The organism is Brevundimonas sp. GW821-FHT12C05 (assembly GCF_058807475.1).
The window spans coordinates 1-16,350 of sequence record NZ_JBXAQS010000006.1 but is presented as its reverse complement, the minus strand read 5'-3'; the positions used below and the strand labels follow the sequence as shown (position 1 = coordinate 16,350).

The following is a 16,350-nucleotide window of genomic DNA, read 5'->3' as shown; positions in this document are numbered from 1 at the left end:
CAAAAAAAAGACAGTGCGAAGAGTGCGAACAGTGCGGATCGAAAACACCGTCCGAAGCGTCCGATGCGTTCGGATCAGGTGAGCATCATGCCATGCGGATGCGTCGGTTCCGGACGGGTCAGGCCCGCTCGGCCAGCACCTTCTTGGCGGCCTTGAGCACGCGGTCGGCGGGGACCTCGTTCATGTGCAGGATGGCCTGGTTGAGGCCCGGGTCGATCTTGCGGAACTCCTCCACCGAGCGAGGGCCGCGCACGACCACGCCGGTCCACGGACCGCGCACCGTCTCGTCGGAGGGGCCGTAGGCCGCCACCAGGGGTGCGCCGGCGGCGACCGCCAGCTGGGTCCAGACCGAGTCGCCGCCCAGATAGAGGGCCGCCCGTTCGAGCACCGCCAGCGCCTGCACCATCGACAGCCGGCCGGGCAGTTCGCTGGTGCGGTTGCGCGGCATGGCCAGGCGGATGGTGTGGCCCGCGTCCTTGTCCTTCTCGTCGCCCAGCACGACCACCCGGCCGCCCGCCAGCGGCCCGTCGTTGGTCAGGGTCGCGGCCAGGCCGGCGTAGCGCTCCGACGGCCATTCCCGGCCCACCCATTCGGCGCCCGGCGCGATGACCAGCAGGGGCGCGCCGTCCTGCGGCAGGAGGGCGTCGACGGAGGCGCGCGTGGCGTCGGAGACGAACAGTCTCGGGGCCGGGATCTCGTCCAGTTGCAGCACGCGGGCGGCCAGTTCTACCTTGTGCACGCCCGCCTCGTCCTTACCCCGCACGGCTCGCTTCTGGCGGCTGAGCTTGCCCGAGAAGGTGGTGCCGCGCATGTCGACGATCAGGCCCCACTTGATCGCGCGCACCTGGTTCCACAGGCTCAGCCACTCGAGCCGGCCCTCCTTCTCCAGCACGATCAGCTTGTCGAGGCGCGGGGTGTCGGCGAACAGGGGCGCGCTGTGCGGGGAGCCGACAATGGTGAAGCTGGCCTGGGGCATGACGTCGACCAGGTACGCGAGGACGCCTGAGGACATCACTGCGTCTTCTGCGCCGGCCTCGGCGAGGTAGAGAATGGGGAAACGGCCCGCCATGAGCCGGTTGTATAGAGATTCTCGTCACGTCAGCGGGACATGACGCCCTGACGCAAGCAAGCTGTGGACGGACGGACTTTGGTTGACCCGGTCCCGGCTTTCTGGCGTGGCTCCGCGATGACCCTCCCCCTCCTTCCCGGCCGCGAATGCGGCGGCTGCGTCGAATGCTGCCGGGTCATTCCGTTGGACCTACCCGAGCTGGCCAAGCCGACGGGCGAGCTGTGCGGCTATTGCGTCGACGGTTCGGGCTGCGCCGTGCATGCGATCCGGCCGCAGACTTGCCGGATCTGGTTCTGCCTGTGGCGGGTGATCGAACTGGGCGACGACTGGCGGCCCGACCGCAGCGGGATCATCGTCCGCCCCGACGGGATCGATGAGGGGGTGATCACCCTGTACATCCTGCGCCGGAGCGCCTTCCTGGCGTCGGAAGAGATGTTCGTCGTGGTCGCCGGCTGGCTGGCCGAGGGGATCGAGGTGGCGTTGAGCGTGCCGGGGCCAGTGGGCTTCTTCCCCGCCCGCGCGGTGGTCACGGAATGGTTGAGGCCGGCGGTGGAGGCGGGCGATCCGGCGTCGTTCGTGAACCGGGTGATTCGCTCATTGGACAAGCTGGAGGAACACGACTGGCAGCCTGACGGGATCAGCGCGCGATATGATGTGGGGGGTTGACCGGCTTCCCGTCCAAGGCGACGACCCGCCCCTGTCGATCCAGCGTGGCCACCGGTACAGAGGCTTCCGTCGCCTCCACGGCCCGGGCATCCCGCTCTATGCTCCAGCCGTGGAACAGCAGCATGCAAAGCATCACGACAGCGATGAGATAGAAGGACCAGCCTTCACGAAGGGTCGGGGGTGGTTTGAGCCGCATCATCTGGTTTCTTCCTTCGGCGGCAGCATCCTCAGCATATCCTTATCCAGGCTGAGCGCCATGCCAGCGTTGCGCCCGGCCAGGGTCGCGACCCGGTATTCCGCCGCCGTGCCGAGGATCAGCGAGGCCTCCGAGACGGTCAGGCCGTAGTCCTGCTCCAGCCACTGGATCATGGCCCCGGTCGCGGCGCGGACCGCCTCGTCGAGCGAGGACGCCTGACCGAGGACCGTGATCCTGTCGGCGGTCTCGATGCGCGGCGCGGCCAGGGGGCGGGCGGGCAGGATCTGGACGCTGAACTCCACGTCCAGCGAGGTTTCCAGCGCCCATTGGGTCGTCTCGCCGTCGCCCTGGAGCGCGTGGCCGTCACCGAGGAACAGCATGGCGCCCGGCTGGAACACCGGCAGGTAGACGGTCGCTCCTTCGCCCAGCTGGTTGAAATCCATATTGCCGCCCCAGCGGCCGGTGTCACCCGCGGACTGGGCCGCGAAGCCGAAGTCCGGGGCCACGCCGACGCCGCCCAGCATCGGGCGCACGGGGACAACATAGTCCTTCAGCCGCTCGGGCGGATCCTCCAGCCGCGCCGTGCCCGCCGCGCGGTCCAGCCGCCAACGCACCCGCTGGCCCAGACCGGCCGACCGCGACGCCAGCCCCAGCGACATCGCTCGTCCAGCCACGCCGTCGAGGCTGTCCGCATAGTCCCGGTTCAGCGCCAGCCGGCGGATATGCACGGCCAGGACGTCGCCGGGCATGGCGCCCGCGACGAAGAAGGGGCCCGTCTGGGGATTGCCGTACAGGGCGACGACCCGACCATTCTCGTCCACGCCGCCGGAATCGATGGTGCGGGTCGAGACGACGTCGCCCGGCTGGATGATCAGGGCCGGGGGCAGGTCGGCGGTGAAGGTGTTGGAATAGCTGACGGGATCGAGACGGCGGGGTCCGGGCGCGCCGGTCGGCAGCGCCAGCCGCCGTGCGGTGAAGGCGTGCCGCGCCCTTGGCCCAGCGTTGCTGGTGTCCGGATAGTCGGCCCAGCCGGTCATGGCCTCGCCGGTTTCCGTTCCCTCGAACCGGTAGGGCACGCCATGGGTGTCGACGGCGGCGAAGCTGAGCCAGTCGCCCTGTCGCTCGCCGGTCAGGGTCCAGCCGTTGAACGCCCCGGACAGCGTCCGTCCTGTCTCATCCAGGGTCAGCAGGGTATGCTCGGCGTTGCCCCAGCGATCGACTGACACCAACCAGGTTTGAGGTTCCGCCGTCGCGGGAGTCGCGAGCGCCAGAAGCGCCATCGGCAGAAGCCATCGCCGCATCACCCAATCCTCCGCCTGACAACGGGCCGGACGCTAGCGCTCCGCCGGCGCCGGGCAAGTGAAGCTTCGGACAGGTTGGATGGGGACCGCCGAGCCGGCCCTACTGATAGCCCAGCGCCGCGAACTGCTGCTTGAGCAGGAAGTAGCTGCCGAACGCCGCCACGGTCACGACCGCCATCAGAATCCAGCCGACCACCGTGAGCTTGCGTTCCTCGGGGTTGCGGTAGGGCACGCGGTCGCCGACCAGCAGGAAGAACAGGCCGAAGATGAGCAGCAGCGGCGCCAGGACGAACAGCTTGATGTCGTAGTGGACCTCCGGCGCTTGGGCGCGAGCCGCCTCGAGCGGTGAAAGGATGCCCCACCAGGCGGTGGCCACTCCAAGCCCCAGGGCGACGAGGCCGCCGAGGCGGTGCAGAAGGTCCCTGATCATCATCCGGCTCCAACCCTGTGACGGGGCCAACCTAGCACGCAGCGCCGTACCGGCCATCGGGCATCAGGCCCGGGCGCTCCATGTTTTGCGATTGACTCGCATTATTGTTCGCACTACGCCGCGCCAGCTTTCAAGCCCGGGGATTTTCGATGGTTCGCAACCGATTGCTGGCGTCCTGCGCCGCAGCCGCTTTCACGGTTTTCGTCAGCGGCGCCGCCGCGGCCCAGGAGATCGAGGCGGTCCAGGATCCGGGCGGCGCGGCCACGCTCGACGAGGTCATCGTCACGGGCGAGAAGACCAATCGGTCGCTGCAGGAAACCCCCGCCAGCGTCGGCGTGACCACCGCCCGGCGGATTGAGCAGGAAACCATCCAGATCCTGGGCGAGGTGCTGCAGCGCACCGCCAACGTCTCGGAAACCTACGGCCACCAGGGCTTCACCATCCGGGGCGTCAACAACCAGGGCGTCTCGGGCGGCGGCGACGCGGCCTTGACCACTATCTACGTCGACGGCGCGCCCCTGCCCTCGGCCATCACGTCCAGCGGCCCGACGGACGCCTGGGACATGCGCCAGGTCGAGATTTTCCGCGGCCCGCAATCGACGCTGCAGGGGCTGAACGCCCTGGGCGGCGCGGTGGTGATGCGCTCCAACGACCCGACCTTCGACTGGGATGCGCGCGTCCGCGCGGTGATCGCCGACCCGGAGGATCGCGCCTTCGCCTTCGCAGGCGGCGGCCCGCTGATCGCCGACCAGCTGGCGTTCCGGGTCTCGGCCGAGAAGCGCGACAGCGACGGCTTCACCCGCAACACGACCCGGAACGCACCCGAGGACCCGACCGACACCCTGACCGTCCGCGCCAAGCTGCTGTGGACGCCGACCGCCCTGCCCGGCTTCGAGGCCCGGCTGGGCTACACCCGGTTCGAGGGCGACGGCAGCTATATGTTCAACTACACCGACGTCGGCTCGCCGGACTTCTACGAGAACCGGAAGGCGACGGCGAACACCCCGAACAGCTCAACCGTGGACGCCGACCTGGCGACGCTGGAGTTGTCTTATCCCCTGTCCGACGCCCTGACCCTGTCGGCCGTCACCTCGTGGAGCAGCATCGACAATTTCGCCCAGTACGACGGCGACGGCGGGGCGGCGAACATCTCGTACGGCCACAACACCAGCAGCTTCGACACCCTGACCCAGGAACTGCGCCTGAACTATGCGGGCGATCGCCTGCGGGGCCTGCTGGGCGCCTTCTACTACAACCGCGACCAGCAGACGGACACGGTCAGCCGCACCGACGTGACGACGCCGGTTCCGACCATCGTGGCCCTGCTGCGAGCCAACGGCCTGGACGCCGCGACCGCCAGTTTCGTCGCCAATCTCTACGCCCAATCCCTGCCGGTCATCCCGGTGAACTTCACCTCGGCCGCGCCGAGCGAGGTCCAGACCTATGCGCTCTTCGGCGACGGCGCCTTCGACCTGACCGACCGGCTGTCGCTGATCGGCGGCTTCCGCTGGGATCACGAAGAGAACCAGATTCAGGTCCAGCAGAACGCGGTCTTCGTCGGGACCTATCCGAACCCGCTGGCCTTCGGCGCCCCGGGCTCGCCCCTGTACATGGCCGTTACGGGGATCAACGCCGGCGTCGCCGGGCTGGTGAGCCAGGCCAGCGCCTCGACCCCGCCGGCCGACCGGACCTTCGAGGCCTTCCTGCCCAAGCTGGGCGTGCGCTACGAATGGACGCCGGACCTGTCGACCGCCTTCGTGATCCAGCGCGGCTATCGGTCGGGGGGCTCCAGCGCCAACACCGCGCGGTCGCAGGTCTTCGCCTATGATCCGGAGTACACCTGGAACTACGAAGGCTCGCTGCGCTCGGTCTGGCTGGACGGCGCCCTGACGGTCAACGCCAACGCCTATTACGTCGACTGGACCGACCAGCAGGTGTCGGTGAATTTCGGCCTGAACACCTATGACTACAACACCGTCAACGCGGGCAAGTCGCACCTGTACGGCGCCGAGCTGGAGGCCAGCCACCGCGTCAGCCAAGCCTTCGACTGGTACGGGTCGGTCGGCTATTCCAAGACCAAGTTCGATGAGTTCGTCACCAGCATCTCGGGCACGACCAGCGACCTGAGCGGCTCGGAGTTTTCCTATGCCCCGCGCTGGACGGCGGCGCTGGGCGGCAACTACCGGTGGGGCGGCGGCTTCGTCGCAAACCTGAACGCCAACTACCGCTCCAAGGTCTTCACCCAGACCGGCTTCGAACAGGGCGACAGCCAGGTCGCCAGCCGGGTGCTGGTCAACGCCAAGGTCGGCTACGAGACCGACGCCTGGGGCGTCTACGTCTACGGCAAGAACATCCTGGACGAAGAATACATGAGCTATCTGCGCGCCTCGACCAGTCAGGCCGTGCTGGGCGACCCGCGCGTGGTCGGCGTGATCCTGCAGGCGCGCTGGTGACGTTCGCGGCGGCCACGGCCGGAGGATCGGGCCTGCTGCTGGTCGGCGCGGCGGGCGCGGCGTGGATGCTGCGCCGGTCGTGGGGCGACCGGACGATCACGCGGCCCTGGTGGATCGCCGCCGGCTGGATCGTGGTCGCGATCCTGATCGGCGCGGCCTGCCTGCTTCTGGGGCCGGGACGCGGCCCGTTCATCGCCTTCATGGCGGTGTCGACGGGCGCGCTGGCGCTCATCGCGAGCGGGGTCCAGATCCGCCAGGCGCGGGCGCGGGGGGACAAGAGCCTGGCGCCGGAGCCGTCCGAACGGCCGTCCAAGGCCTGGCGCGGCTGGCTGCGGGCCATCCTGGCCGGACCGCTGGGCATGATCGCCGCCATGGGCGTGGCCATCTGCTACGCCGTGTGGGTTCCGGGCGCGCCCCAGACCCGGCTGCTGATCGGCGGCCTGCTGGTCCCCGTGCTGTGGGGCGGGGCGATGGCCTGGACCCTGGCGGACGACAAGATCCTGCGCGCGACCGCCGTCCTGACCGCCGTCACGGTGGTCAGCTTCGCCGCCGCCGTCCTGAAAGGCTTCTCATGACCACGGACGCCTCCCCCAAGGCCGCGCCCCGCAAGGCCGGCAAGCCGATCTGGCCCAAGGTTCCCGCCGGCTTCGTCCGCTCGGTCCTGGCCGGCCACTCGGCCCTGGGCCTGGCCTTCGCGGCGCTGATCTATCTGGTCTGCTTCTCGGGCTCGGTGGCGGTGTTCGCGCGCGAGTTCCAGCGCTGGGAGCAGGCCGATGTTCCGGTGCTGACCCAGGTCGAGCCCGCCGCCGTCCAGGCCGCCCTGGTCGAGGCGGTCAAGCGCGCCGGCGACGGGATCGAGCACGTCTACATCACCCCGCCGAGCGAGGACCTGCCCCGGTTGAGCGTCATGACCGACGCGCACGGCAAGCACCGGACCTTCACCGCCGACGCCTCGGGCGGCCTGATCGACGCGCGCGAGCCGGTGTGGACCGACTTCATGACGTCGTTGCACATCCACCTGCACCTGCCCCAGACCTGGGGGATGTTCGTGGTGGGGCTGACGGGCGTGGCCCTGCTGTCGTCGCTGATCTCGGGCGTGCTGGCCCACCCGCGCGTGTTCAAGGACGCCTTCCACCTGCGCTGGGGTGGCTCCAAACGCCTGCAGGAAGCCGACCTGCACAATCGGATGGGGGTCTGGGCCCTACCCTTCCACGTCATCGTCTCGCTGACGGGCGCACTGCTCGGGCTGACGACGATCATCCTCAGCGTGCTGGCCCTGGCCCTGTTCCAGGGGGACATCGCCAAGGCCTACGCCCTGTTCCTGCCGCCTGTCGTGGACGACCCGCGCCCGGCCGCGGCCCTGCCGGACCTGGTCGCCGCCCTGGAAGCCACCCAGCGGGTGTCGCCGGGCTCGACCCCGACCTTCATCGGCCTGGAGCATCCGACCGAGCGTGGCCAGGCCGTGGTGGTCAACGCCTCCCAGCCCGGCCGGCTGGTGGCGGCGGATTCGTTCTATTTCGACGGCCAGGGCCAGCCGCTCGCCGGCTCCAAGCCGACGACGGAGACCAATCTGGGCCAGAAGATCCTGGGCTCATTGGGACCGCTGCATTTCGGCTGGTACGGCGGGATCGTGCTCAAGCTGATCTACGGCCTGCTGGGCCTGGCCCTGACCGCGGTGACCGCCAGCGGGGTGGCGATCTGGCTGGCCCGGCGCCGCGACAAGGGCCGTCCGGCCCCGCGCTGGGAGCGGATCTGGATCGCGACGGTGTGGAGCCAGCCGATGGCCTTCGCGGTTTCGGCCCTGGCGGCGCTGGCGTTCAACGCCTCCAGCGAGGCGCTGCCCCTGGCCGCCTGGGGCCTGGCGACCCTGCTGGCCCTCGCCTCAGCCGCCCTGGCCACGCCTGCCCGCCTGTCCAGCGTGATGCGGCTGACGACGGCGGGGCTGCTGGCCGCCACGGTCCTGGCCCATGTCGCCCTGCACGGCGCCGCCTACGCCGATCCGGCCGCCTGGTGGATGAACGGCGCGCTGGCGGCGATCGCCCTGGTCCTGACGGCTTCGGTCCTGCGGCGGAGCAGGACGGACGGGGCGGCGCAGCCGGCGTCGGTTTGACAGCGCGCGACTGTCGGATCGGCGCCCGCCGCCCTATGTAGCGCCCATGACCACGCGCATCGCCCGCCTGACCTCCCGCGCCCTGATCCTCGTCGGCGGCTCTGACGCCCGGCCCTTCCTGCACAATCTGCTGACACAGGACGTTGAGACGATCAGCGAGGGCGAGCTGAGGTTCGGGGCGCTGCTGTCGCCGCCGGGGCGGCTGCTGTTCGACCTGTTCATTTTCGGGGAGCCGGACGGCGTGCTGCTGGACGTGGCGGCCGAGCGGCGGGACGCCCTGATCCAGCGGCTGTCCATGTACAAGCTGCGCGCCGCCGTGACCGTCGAGGCGGACGACCGGCCGGTGTTCGCGGGTTGGGCCGGGACCATCGAGGGCTTCGCGGTCGATCCGCGCGAGCCGGCGCTGGGCGGCCGGCGTTACGGCGGTGATCTTGAAACCAATACCTTCGAGGACGACTGGCAGGCGCATCGGCTGGCCGTCGGCGTGCCCGATCCCACGGCGGATGCGCCGTCCGACAAGACCTATCCGATCGAGGCGGACTTTGACCTGCTGAACGGCATCGATTTCCAGAAGGGCTGTTTCATCGGCCAGGAGACGACCTCGCGCATGAAGCGCCGGGGGGCGATCCGGAACCGCATGCTGCCGCTGGAGTTCGACGGCCCGCCGCCGCCGTTCGGGGCCGAGGTGCTGAACGGAGAGCTGCGCGCCGGCGAGGTGCTGAGCGGGCGCGACGGCGTCGCCATGGCCCTGGTTCGGCTGGACCGGCTGGAGGGCGACCTCACCGTCGACGGCCGTCCGGTGCGGGTGCGGCGCCCCGATTGGCTGCCGGACCCATTGCCTGCGGCCCAGTGATTGTGCACTGCAGCGCAAAGGCTTGCGTCAGACCTGAAAAGGGACGATCTAGCCGCCGTAGGTTTTTTTAGAGGATGCTCTCGATGTCCGATCCCGTCGTCATCTGTTCCTTCGCCCGCACGCCGATGGGCGGCTTCCAGGGCGCCCTGACCGGGGTCAAGGCCACCGAGCTGGGCGCCGTCGCGGTCAAGGCCGCCGTCGAGCGCGCGGGCGTCGCGCCCGAGAAGGTCGAGCAGATCTACATGGGCTGCGTCCTGCCCGCCGGCCTGGGCCAGGCCCCGGCCCGTCAGGCCGCCATCGGCGCGGGCCTGGGCCAGCACGTCGAGGCGACGACGGTGAACAAGATGTGCGGCTCGGGCCTGCAGGCCGTGATGATGGCCGCGGACTCGATCAAGGCCGGTTCGGCCGACATCATCGTGGCGGGCGGCATGGAGTCGATGACCGGCGCCCCCTACCTGATGAACAAGCACCGCGGCGGCGCCCGCATCGGCCACGACGTCATCGTCGACTCGATGATGATGGATGGGCTGGAAGACGCCTATCAGCCGGGCAAGCCGATGGGTTCCTTCGCCCAGGACACGGCCAACGACTACCAGTTCACCCGCGAGGACCAGGACGCCTACGCCATCGAGAGCCTGAGCCGCGCCAATGCGGCGGTGACCGGCGGCGCCTTCGCCGGTGAAGTGGTTCCGGTCGAGGTCCAGTCGCGCAAGGGACCGGTGACGGTCAGCCAGGACGAACAGCCCGCCAAGGCCGATCCGTCCAAGATTCCGAACCTGAAGCCCGCCTTCGCCAAGGACGGCACCATCACCGCCGCCTCCTCGGCCTCGATTTCGGACGGCGCGGCGGCGCTGGTCGTGACGCGCGAGAGCGTGGCGCGGGCGCTGGGCATGCCGGTGCTGGCCCGCATCGTCGGCCACTCGGCCCACGCCCAGGAGCCCGCCCTGTTCACCACCGCCCCGGTCCCGGCGATCCGCAAGACCCTGGCCAAGGCCGGCTGGTCGGTCGAGGACGTCGACCTGTGGGAGATCAACGAAGCCTTCGCCGTGGTGCCGATGATCGCCATGCGCGAACTGGGCATCTCGCACGACAAGCTCAATGTGAACGGCGGCGCGACCGCCCTGGGCCACCCCATCGGCGCCTCGGGCGCGCGGGTGCTGGCCACCCTGCTGGCGGCGCTTCAGGCGCGCGGCGGGACCAAGGGCGTGGCGTCGCTGTGCATCGGCGGCGGCGAAGCCGTGGCGATGGCGGTGGAACTGGTCTAAAAGTCCCTTCTCCCCTCCGGGGGAGAAGGTGGCATGCGAAGCATGACGGATGAGGGGGACGCCGGCGACGGCTCCCCCTCTTTCCGTTTGAGAGGCGGACACATCCCCCTCATCCGAGCGGCTCCGCCGCCCACCTTCTCCCCCGGAGGGGAGAAGGACTCTAAGCCGCGAACATCCCATCCAGGCGCGCGTAGCCGGCTTCCATGCCGTCCGTCATGCCCGACATCTTCGCGCCGTCGCGGGCCTCCTGAGAGGCGTAGACGATGTGGGTGCGCAAGATCGTCCCGTCGCCGTCGTCGTGCAGGGACTGGGTGACCAGGGTCTCGCCGCCGGTCCAGTCCTCATCGAACTTTTCGGTGGCGACCATGCGGTCGTCCGGCACGATCTCCTTGAACGTGCTGGTCAGGCCCATGCGGGCGTCGCCGCGCGCCCATTCGAAGCGCATCTCGCCGCCGACGCGCAGGTCGATCTCGCACACCGGCATGGTCCAGCCGTCGGGGCCCAGCAGCCATTTGCGCACCAGATCGGGCTCGGTCAGCGCGCGCCAGACCTGCGGGCGGGCGGCGGCGAAGCGGCGCTCGATCAGAATCTCGCGGTCGCCGGGGGTCATCATCTTCAGGGTCATCGAGCCTTCTCCATCAGTTGCCGGTCGCGCCGGTCGTTTTGAGTTCCTCGAGCACCGCGTCCAGCGCCGCGTAGCGGCTCTCGAACAGGGTGCGCAGTTCGATCAGGAAGTCGTTGGCGATCACAAGAGCCTCCGGTTCCAGCTTGCGGGGACGGCGCTGGGCGTCCTGTCCGGTCGAGATCAGCCCCGCCCGTTCCAGCACCTTGAGATGTTTCGAGATGGCCGGCTGGCTCATCTCGAAGGGGGCGGCCAGCTCGCTGACCGAAGCCTCGCCCGCCGCCAGCCGCCGCAGGATGGCGCGACGGGTCGGGTCGGCCAGGGCGGCGAAGGTCTCGTCCAGTTTCAGCGCGGTGGCGGCCATATCCATAACCTCTCTGTTGTATAACTTTATGGTTATATTCTGAGGCGCTGTCAAGCCGCTTGTCGGCGCGGGCGGCGACGGCCTAGCGTGGCCTCAGGAGACCCGCCCACATGATCACCACTCGCAGAGGCGCGCTGGGCCTTGCCGCAGCCGCCGCAGCGCCTCTTCCCGCCCTGACTCTGACACCGGTGTCTCAGGCGCTCGCGCCGCCCGATCCGGCCGAGACGATCCGCCTGTGGCCCGGCGCGGCGCCCGGCGGGGAGCGGGTGACGGTGACGCCGGTGGTGACCGAGCGCTCGACCGATCCGGCCTTTCACGACCGCTTCGCCCGCTACACGACCGAGCCGATCCTGACGGTATTGCGGCCGGCGCGGCCGAACGGGGCGAGCCTGCTGCTCATCCCCGGCGGCGGCTACAAATGGGCGGTGGTGGACAAGGAGGGGTTGGACTGCGCGCGGGTGTTCGCCGCGGCGGGGATCACCTGTTTCGTGCTGCGCTACCGCCTGCCCGGCGACGGCTGGGCGGCCGGTCCTGACGCGCCGTTGCAGGACGCGCAGCGGGCGCTGCGGCTGGTGCGCAGCCGGGCGGCGGCGGACGGGCTGGACCCGGCGCGGGTCGCGGTGCTGGGCGCCTCGGCGGGCGGACACCTGGCCGGCATGCTGACGGCGCGGACGGATGAGACCTATGCCCCGGTCGATGATGCGGACGCCGTGTCGATGCGGCCCGACCTGTCGATCCTGCTCTATCCGGTGGCGACGATGGCCGAGCCGTTCGTGCACGCCGGATCGCGCCGGGAGATGCTGGGCGAGACGCCGTCGGCCGACGCGATCGCGCGCTATTCGCTGGAGCGGATGGACTGGCGCGGTCGGCCGCCGGTCTTCCTGCTGCATGCCATGGATGACGAAGCCGTGCCGGTGGAGAACAGCCTGCAGCTGCTGACGGCGCTGAAGGCGGCGGGCGTGAAGGCGGAAGCGCACCTGTTCGAGGAAGGCGGGCACGGGTTCGGCATTCGGCTGATCGAAGGCAAGCCGGCGACGGTGTGGCCGGAGCTGGTGCTGCGGTGGGCGGAAAGGTTTGGATGGTAGGCGAACCCCAACCTCACCTAACGCCATCAACACGCAGAGCGAAAATCCGGCCCTGTATAGCCAATCCAAAAATCGAAAATCTCGTGGCGCTCTCTCAACGAGGACCATTCTCCTCGAAGTTTCCGATGCCAGCTCCCGCGCTCCCAGCGAACGGAAACAAAGTTAGACAGGCCGACCACACTATCCCCGAGAACCCAGGCCACTATTTCAGAGCCATCTTTCGGGGCGTCAAATCTTGAATACAAAACCACAACCGCAACCTTTGTCCTAATACACGGTATGTGGAGGTAAATTCTTGCAGCGCAAGTGGCGCTCAGCCCTCCTCCTCGTCCCCCAGCAGATCCCCCGCGTCGAAGTCGTAGTCCAGCAGGTCCGCCGGCCGGCACTCCAGCGCCGCGCACAGCTTGGCCAGCGTCCGGAAACGGATGCCCTTCACCTTGCCGGAGCGGAACAGGGACAGCTGGGTCTCGCTGAGACCGACCTGCTGGGCGAGGTCGCGGGCCTTCAGGCCCTTGCGGACGATCAGCTGGTCGAGGGTCACGCGAATGGGCATCAGATCATTTCGTCCAGCTCGGCCTGGACCTTGCCCGCCTGTTCGATCACCCGGCCCAGCAGGAACAGGGCGCCGCCGATCATGCCCAGCGTCATACTCGCCACGTCGAAATTCAGGAAGCCGCCCTGCCCCATGTGCATGACCCGCATCAGGTTGGTCACGACAAAGACGCTGAGCACTCCGCCGACGCCGAGCGCCAGGCCGACGCGCCGCAGGGTCGAGGCCAGCGTCGGCTGGATCAGCCGCCCCTTGCCGATCTGGCCCACGCCCGTCCCGATGGACCAGACCCCGAACAGGTAGCAGAAGGCCGGAAGGCCGTACTGCACCGTGCCCTGCAACACATCCGGATACCCCATCATCCCGCGCGTCCAGGCGATGATCGGCGCAGCGACATAGGCCAGCACCATCAGGGCCCCGACGCTGGACACCATGAAGATCGACAACCAGCGGAACTGGCGGCAGCGCAGGCGGAAACGGTCGATGTCGGCGCGGCTCAAGGGTCGTCTCCGGGTCGGGAAAAGCTCTCTTATCTTTAATCTTGACTTAAAGACCGACCGTTTGCAACTTTATGTCTAACTTAAACGAACCCAGAGCGCAGACCATGACGGCCGCCATCGAGACCCGCGACCTGACCCGCCGTTTCGGCCCCCATGCGGCGGTCGACGCCGTGTCGATGACCGTGCCCGACCGGGCCGTCTACGGCTTCCTGGGCCGCAACGGCGCGGGCAAGACCACGACGCTGAAGATGCTGCTGGGCCTGCTGAAGCCGACGCAGGGCGGGGCCCGGATCTGCGGGATCGAGGTGACCCGCGACCGGATTGGCGCGGCGCGCCACGTCGGGGCGCTGCTGGAGGCGCACGGCTTCTATGTGAACCTGTCCGGCCGCGAGAACCTGGACCTGACCCGGACCCTGCTGGGCCTGCCCCGGACCGAGATCGACCGGGTGCTGGAGGTGGTCGAGATGCGCGAGCATGCCGGCAAGCGGGTCAGCGACTTCTCGTTGGGCATGCGCCAGAGGCTGGGCCTCGCCCGAGCCATGCTGGGCGCGCCGCCGGTGCTGATCCTGGACGAGCCGACCAACGGCCTGGACCCGGACGGCATCGCCGACATGCGCCGCTTCCTGCGCGCGCTTCCCGAGCGGACGGGAGCGACGGTCCTGCTGTCCAGCCACCTGCTGGGCGAGATCGAGCAGACGGCGACCCATGTGGGCATCCTCAACGAAGGCCGGCTGGTGCTGGAGGGAGAGCTGGAGCGGCTGAAGGCCGAGCTGGCGCCCGAGATCGCGTTCCAGACCGACGACCTGCCCCGCGCCACGGCGCTGGCCAAGGCCCGCGGCTTCGACCTGACCCTGGGCGACGGCGGCGCGGTGGCGCGCCTGAAGCCGGGCGAGGACGCCCGCTCCGCCTCCGCCGCCCTGAACCGCGCGCTGGTCGAGGCCGACCTGGCCGTCTTCGCCATCGGGCCTCGCGCCCGGTCGCTGGAAGGCATCTACCGCGATGTTTCCTCCCCTGCCTCCAACCTCCAGCCGGAGTCCGTCTGATGCTCGCCGTCCTGTCCGTCGAAGCCCGCAAGCTGAACCGCTCGCTGGCCGCCCTCCTCGCCGTCGCCGCGCCGTCGCTGATCGCGGTGTTCGGCTTCTTCATGCTGCTGCGCGCCACCAAGGCCCAGCCCTGGGACATGTGGATGACCAGCGCCGCGGGCGTCTGGGCCTTCTTCATGATGCCGATGAGCATAACGGCCCTGACCGCGCTGGTGGCGCACATGGAGCATGGGCCCCGCAGCTGGGATCACCTGCGCGCCCTGCCCCTGCCCCGCTGGCGGCTGTATGCGGCCAAGGCCATCTGCGTGCTGGCCCTGCTGGCCCTGATGAGCGCGGCGGTGCTGGCGTTCAGCTGGGCGGCGGTGAGCGTGGCCGGCGCGATCAAGCCGGCCGTCGCCGCCACGGGACCGTTCGATCTGGCCCAGTACGCCCGCATCATGGCCATGATGTTCGGCGCGGGCCTGCTGATGGTCGCGATCCAGCTGTGGATCGCCCTGCGCTACGCCAGCTTCGTGCCCGGACTGGTGGTCGGGATCGGCGGCACCTTCTTCGCCGTGGTGGCGACGGCGGCCAAGCAGGGCGTCTTCCTGCCCTGGCAGATGCCGGTCAACATGCTAGCCACGGAAGCCTGGCGGGTGAACACGGCCCTGAGCCTGGGCGGCGGCCTGGGACTGGTCGCCCTGGTCCTGATGACCATCCATCTGGCGCGGCGCGAGGTGCTGTGATCGCGGCGCGGCGTCCGCGCGCATCAGGCGGGTGATGGAGGCCTGTCCTGTGGTCAGCACGATCATCGGCCGACTCCTGCGATTGCGAACGATTTGCAGGTTCGCTTGGATTCAAACGGCTGGCAAGCGGGACGGTGGAAAAAGCTGAGGGGTTCCGGCCCGACCTCCCGACCCCGGCGGTTGAACCATCGTTCCTGATATGTTCTATCGCAGCATCCTCCACTGGACACACCCCGATGCGTGAAGACGGCAAGCTGGACTATTTCGAACTGCCGGGCGGCGACATGCCGACGGTGAAGGCCTTCTACGGCGCGGCCTTCGGCTGGACGTTCGTGGACTACGGACCCGAGTATGCGGCGTTCAACGAAGGGCTGGACGGCGGCTTCAACGCCCACGCCGCTCCGGACGACACCCCGACGCCCCTGCCCGTGCTCTGGGCCGACGACATCGAGGCCATGCAGGCCCGGGTCGAGGCCGCGGGCGGGACGATCCTCAAGCCGATCTTCGCCTTCCCCGGCGGACGGCGGTTCCACTTCCGCGACCCGGCGGGGACCGAACTGGCGGTCTGGTCAGAGACCTGACGGCTAACGGACGTCGACCGACTGGGCGATCTGTTCCGCCAGCGCCCGGTCGGCGCCGTCCAGGGTCATGGTCCAGACGTGGATCTCGCGCGGCGCGTCCGGGCGCTGGAACAGATGCTCCATGGCGTGCCGCTGGCCGTCCTCGGTGACGACGACGCTGGCGCGCCCGCCCGCCTCGACCGTCTCGCCGGTGTAGATCGGGAACTGCGAGGCCGGACCGGCATAGACCATGGCGAACGAACGCTCGCCGCGGCGGATCGTATAGATCTTGAAGTCCGGACCGGGGCGGCCGGTGACGATCTGGAAGCCCGTGGGCAACTCGACCGTGAACGGCAGGGCCGCCCGGGCGGCGGCGTCCAGCACCGTGACCGTGGACACACTGGGCGGCGGAGGCGGCGGCGCGACCGGCGCGGGCGTCGGGACGGCTGAAGGCACGGGCGTCGGGGTCGGAGCCGGAACCGGGGTCGGCGTCACAGGACGCGGCGTGGGCGCAGCGCTCGCGGCCGGCGGCCGGGTCGTCGTGGACGGTGCGGGCGC

The 16,350-nt window shown here is 69.4% G+C and carries 18 protein-coding genes; 10 read left to right on the top strand and 8 right to left on the bottom strand.

Going from position 1 to position 16,350, the window contains the following annotated elements; genetic code table 11:
- Positions 1–118 precede the first annotated feature (118 nt).
- Positions 119–1,012 carry a glycosyltransferase family 9 protein gene (locus AC1RRF_RS15995; RefSeq protein ID WP_492836314.1) on the bottom strand — a complete coding sequence of 298 codons (894 nt, stop codon included), beginning with the start codon at positions 1,010–1,012 and terminating at the stop codon, positions 119–121.
- Positions 1,013–1,186: 174 nt separating this feature from the next.
- On the opposite strand from AC1RRF_RS15995, the gene AC1RRF_RS15990 reads away from it, so the two are divergent.
- On the top strand, positions 1,187–1,735 hold the full coding sequence (locus tag AC1RRF_RS15990) for a hypothetical protein (protein WP_492836312.1): 549 nt from the start codon (positions 1,187–1,189) through the stop codon (positions 1,733–1,735).
- Between the two features lie 195 nt (positions 1,736–1,930).
- Here AC1RRF_RS15990 and AC1RRF_RS15985 read toward each other — a convergent pair whose 3' ends face one another.
- Both AC1RRF_RS15985 and AC1RRF_RS15980 read right to left on the bottom strand, forming a co-directional pair.
- Positions 1,931–3,232 carry an acetamidase/formamidase family protein gene (locus tag AC1RRF_RS15985; RefSeq protein ID WP_492836310.1) on the bottom strand — a complete coding sequence of 434 codons (1,302 nt, stop codon included), beginning with the start codon at positions 3,230–3,232 and terminating at the stop codon, positions 1,931–1,933.
- Positions 3,233–3,332: 100 nt separating this feature from the next.
- The gene (locus tag AC1RRF_RS15980) at positions 3,333–3,662 is read right to left on the bottom strand and encodes a hypothetical protein (RefSeq protein WP_492836308.1); all 330 of its coding nucleotides are present in this window, start codon (positions 3,660–3,662) and stop codon (positions 3,333–3,335) included.
- A gap of 149 nt (positions 3,663–3,811) precedes the next feature.
- Here AC1RRF_RS15980 and AC1RRF_RS15975 point away from each other — a divergent pair, with 149 nt between their 5' ends.
- The 5 genes from AC1RRF_RS15975 (at position 3,812) to AC1RRF_RS15955 (ending at position 10,343) form a co-directional block, all read left to right on the top strand.
- Positions 3,812–6,115, top strand: a complete 2,304-nt coding sequence (locus AC1RRF_RS15975) for a TonB-dependent receptor (protein ID WP_492836306.1) — start codon at positions 3,812–3,814, stop codon at positions 6,113–6,115.
- Positions 6,112–6,690 carry a hypothetical protein gene (locus AC1RRF_RS15970; RefSeq protein ID WP_492836304.1) on the top strand — a complete coding sequence of 193 codons (579 nt, stop codon included), beginning with the start codon at positions 6,112–6,114 and terminating at the stop codon, positions 6,688–6,690. The genes AC1RRF_RS15975 and AC1RRF_RS15970 overlap by 4 nt, the downstream gene beginning before the upstream one ends.
- On the top strand, positions 6,687–8,225 hold the full coding sequence (locus tag AC1RRF_RS15965; protein ID WP_492836302.1) for a PepSY-associated TM helix domain-containing protein: 1,539 nt from the start codon (positions 6,687–6,689) through the stop codon (positions 8,223–8,225). The genes AC1RRF_RS15970 and AC1RRF_RS15965 overlap by 4 nt, the downstream gene beginning before the upstream one ends.
- A 46-nt stretch (positions 8,226–8,271) precedes the next feature.
- Complete coding sequence (gene ygfZ, locus AC1RRF_RS15960; RefSeq protein ID WP_492836300.1) at positions 8,272–9,078, top strand: CAF17-like 4Fe-4S cluster assembly/insertion protein YgfZ; 807 nt, start codon at positions 8,272–8,274, stop codon at positions 9,076–9,078.
- Positions 9,079–9,152: 74 nt separating this feature from the next.
- Positions 9,153–10,343, top strand: coding sequence for an acetyl-CoA C-acyltransferase (locus tag AC1RRF_RS15955; RefSeq protein WP_492836298.1), 1,191 nt, complete (start codon positions 9,153–9,155; stop codon positions 10,341–10,343).
- Between the two features lie 160 nt (positions 10,344–10,503).
- On the opposite strand, the gene AC1RRF_RS15950 is transcribed toward AC1RRF_RS15955, so the two are convergent.
- Positions 10,504–10,968 (bottom strand): SRPBCC domain-containing protein, encoded by a 465-nt coding sequence (locus AC1RRF_RS15950; protein ID WP_492836296.1) that lies wholly within the window; start codon positions 10,966–10,968, stop codon positions 10,504–10,506.
- 13 nt (positions 10,969–10,981) lie between these two features.
- Positions 10,982–11,329 (bottom strand): ArsR/SmtB family transcription factor, encoded by a 348-nt coding sequence (locus tag AC1RRF_RS15945; RefSeq protein WP_492836294.1) that lies wholly within the window; start codon positions 11,327–11,329, stop codon positions 10,982–10,984.
- Between the two features lie 110 nt (positions 11,330–11,439).
- Here AC1RRF_RS15945 and AC1RRF_RS15940 point away from each other — a divergent pair, with 110 nt between their 5' ends.
- Positions 11,440–12,414: an alpha/beta hydrolase gene (locus AC1RRF_RS15940; protein WP_492836292.1), complete on the top strand. Its 975-nt coding sequence runs from the start codon at positions 11,440–11,442 to the stop codon at positions 12,412–12,414.
- Positions 12,415–12,727: 313 nt separating this feature from the next.
- On the opposite strand, the gene AC1RRF_RS15935 is transcribed toward AC1RRF_RS15940, so the two are convergent.
- Positions 12,728–12,967, bottom strand: a complete 240-nt coding sequence (locus tag AC1RRF_RS15935; protein ID WP_492836290.1) for a helix-turn-helix domain-containing protein — start codon at positions 12,965–12,967, stop codon at positions 12,728–12,730.
- Positions 12,967–13,464, bottom strand: a complete 498-nt coding sequence (locus AC1RRF_RS15930) for a DUF2975 domain-containing protein (protein WP_492836288.1) — start codon at positions 13,462–13,464, stop codon at positions 12,967–12,969. Before AC1RRF_RS15930 ends, AC1RRF_RS15935 begins: the two co-directional genes overlap by 1 nt.
- Before the next feature lie 104 nt (positions 13,465–13,568).
- Here AC1RRF_RS15930 and AC1RRF_RS15925 point away from each other — a divergent pair, with 104 nt between their 5' ends.
- The 3 genes from AC1RRF_RS15925 (at position 13,569) to AC1RRF_RS15915 (ending at position 15,813) form a co-directional block, all read left to right on the top strand.
- Positions 13,569–14,507, top strand: coding sequence for an ABC transporter ATP-binding protein (locus AC1RRF_RS15925; protein ID WP_492836286.1), 939 nt, complete (start codon positions 13,569–13,571; stop codon positions 14,505–14,507).
- Entirely contained in the window at positions 14,507–15,232 is a 726-nt protein-coding gene (locus tag AC1RRF_RS15920) for an ABC transporter permease (RefSeq protein ID WP_492836284.1), read from the top strand. Before AC1RRF_RS15925 ends, AC1RRF_RS15920 begins: the two co-directional genes overlap by 1 nt.
- Positions 15,233–15,468: 236 nt before the next feature.
- Positions 15,469–15,813, top strand: a complete 345-nt coding sequence (locus AC1RRF_RS15915; protein WP_492836282.1) for a VOC family protein — start codon at positions 15,469–15,471, stop codon at positions 15,811–15,813.
- A 3-nt stretch (positions 15,814–15,816) separates the two neighbouring features.
- Here the strand turns inward: AC1RRF_RS15915 and AC1RRF_RS15910 are convergent, their stop codons facing one another.
- Positions 15,817–16,191, bottom strand: coding sequence for a hypothetical protein (locus AC1RRF_RS15910; protein ID WP_492836280.1), 375 nt, complete (start codon positions 16,189–16,191; stop codon positions 15,817–15,819).
- Between the last annotated feature and the right edge of the window lie 159 nt (positions 16,192–16,350).

Excerpts from the sequence above, each read along its gene's own strand:
- AC1RRF_RS15940 (WP_492836292.1), top strand. The coding sequence starts at position 11,440 with ATGATCACCACTCGCAGAGGCGCGCTGGGCCTTGCCGCAGCCGCCGCA.
- AC1RRF_RS15965 (WP_492836302.1), top strand. The coding sequence starts at position 6,687 with ATGACCACGGACGCCTCCCCCAAGGCCGCGCCCCGCAAGGCCGGCAAG.
- AC1RRF_RS15950 (WP_492836296.1), bottom strand. The coding sequence starts at position 10,968 with ATGACCCTGAAGATGATGACCCCCGGCGACCGCGAGATTCTGATCGAG.
- AC1RRF_RS15975 (WP_492836306.1), top strand. The coding sequence starts at position 3,812 with ATGGTTCGCAACCGATTGCTGGCGTCCTGCGCCGCAGCCGCTTTCACG.
- AC1RRF_RS15980 (WP_492836308.1), bottom strand. The coding sequence starts at position 3,662 with ATGATCAGGGACCTTCTGCACCGCCTCGGCGGCCTCGTCGCCCTGGGG.
- AC1RRF_RS15920 (WP_492836284.1), top strand. The coding sequence starts at position 14,507 with ATGCTCGCCGTCCTGTCCGTCGAAGCCCGCAAGCTGAACCGCTCGCTG.
- AC1RRF_RS15990 (WP_492836312.1), top strand. The coding sequence starts at position 1,187 with ATGACCCTCCCCCTCCTTCCCGGCCGCGAATGCGGCGGCTGCGTCGAA.
- AC1RRF_RS15915 (WP_492836282.1), top strand. The coding sequence starts at position 15,469 with ATGCGTGAAGACGGCAAGCTGGACTATTTCGAACTGCCGGGCGGCGAC.
- AC1RRF_RS15945 (WP_492836294.1), bottom strand. The coding sequence starts at position 11,329 with ATGGCCGCCACCGCGCTGAAACTGGACGAGACCTTCGCCGCCCTGGCC.
- AC1RRF_RS15995 (WP_492836314.1), bottom strand. The coding sequence starts at position 1,012 with ATGTCCTCAGGCGTCCTCGCGTACCTGGTCGACGTCATGCCCCAGGCC.
- ygfZ (WP_492836300.1), top strand. The coding sequence starts at position 8,272 with ATGACCACGCGCATCGCCCGCCTGACCTCCCGCGCCCTGATCCTCGTC.
- AC1RRF_RS15955 (WP_492836298.1), top strand. The coding sequence starts at position 9,153 with ATGCTCTCGATGTCCGATCCCGTCGTCATCTGTTCCTTCGCCCGCACG.
- AC1RRF_RS15925 (WP_492836286.1), top strand. The coding sequence starts at position 13,569 with ATGACGGCCGCCATCGAGACCCGCGACCTGACCCGCCGTTTCGGCCCC.
- AC1RRF_RS15985 (WP_492836310.1), bottom strand. The coding sequence starts at position 3,232 with ATGCGGCGATGGCTTCTGCCGATGGCGCTTCTGGCGCTCGCGACTCCC.
- AC1RRF_RS15935 (WP_492836290.1), bottom strand. The coding sequence starts at position 12,967 with ATGCCCATTCGCGTGACCCTCGACCAGCTGATCGTCCGCAAGGGCCTG.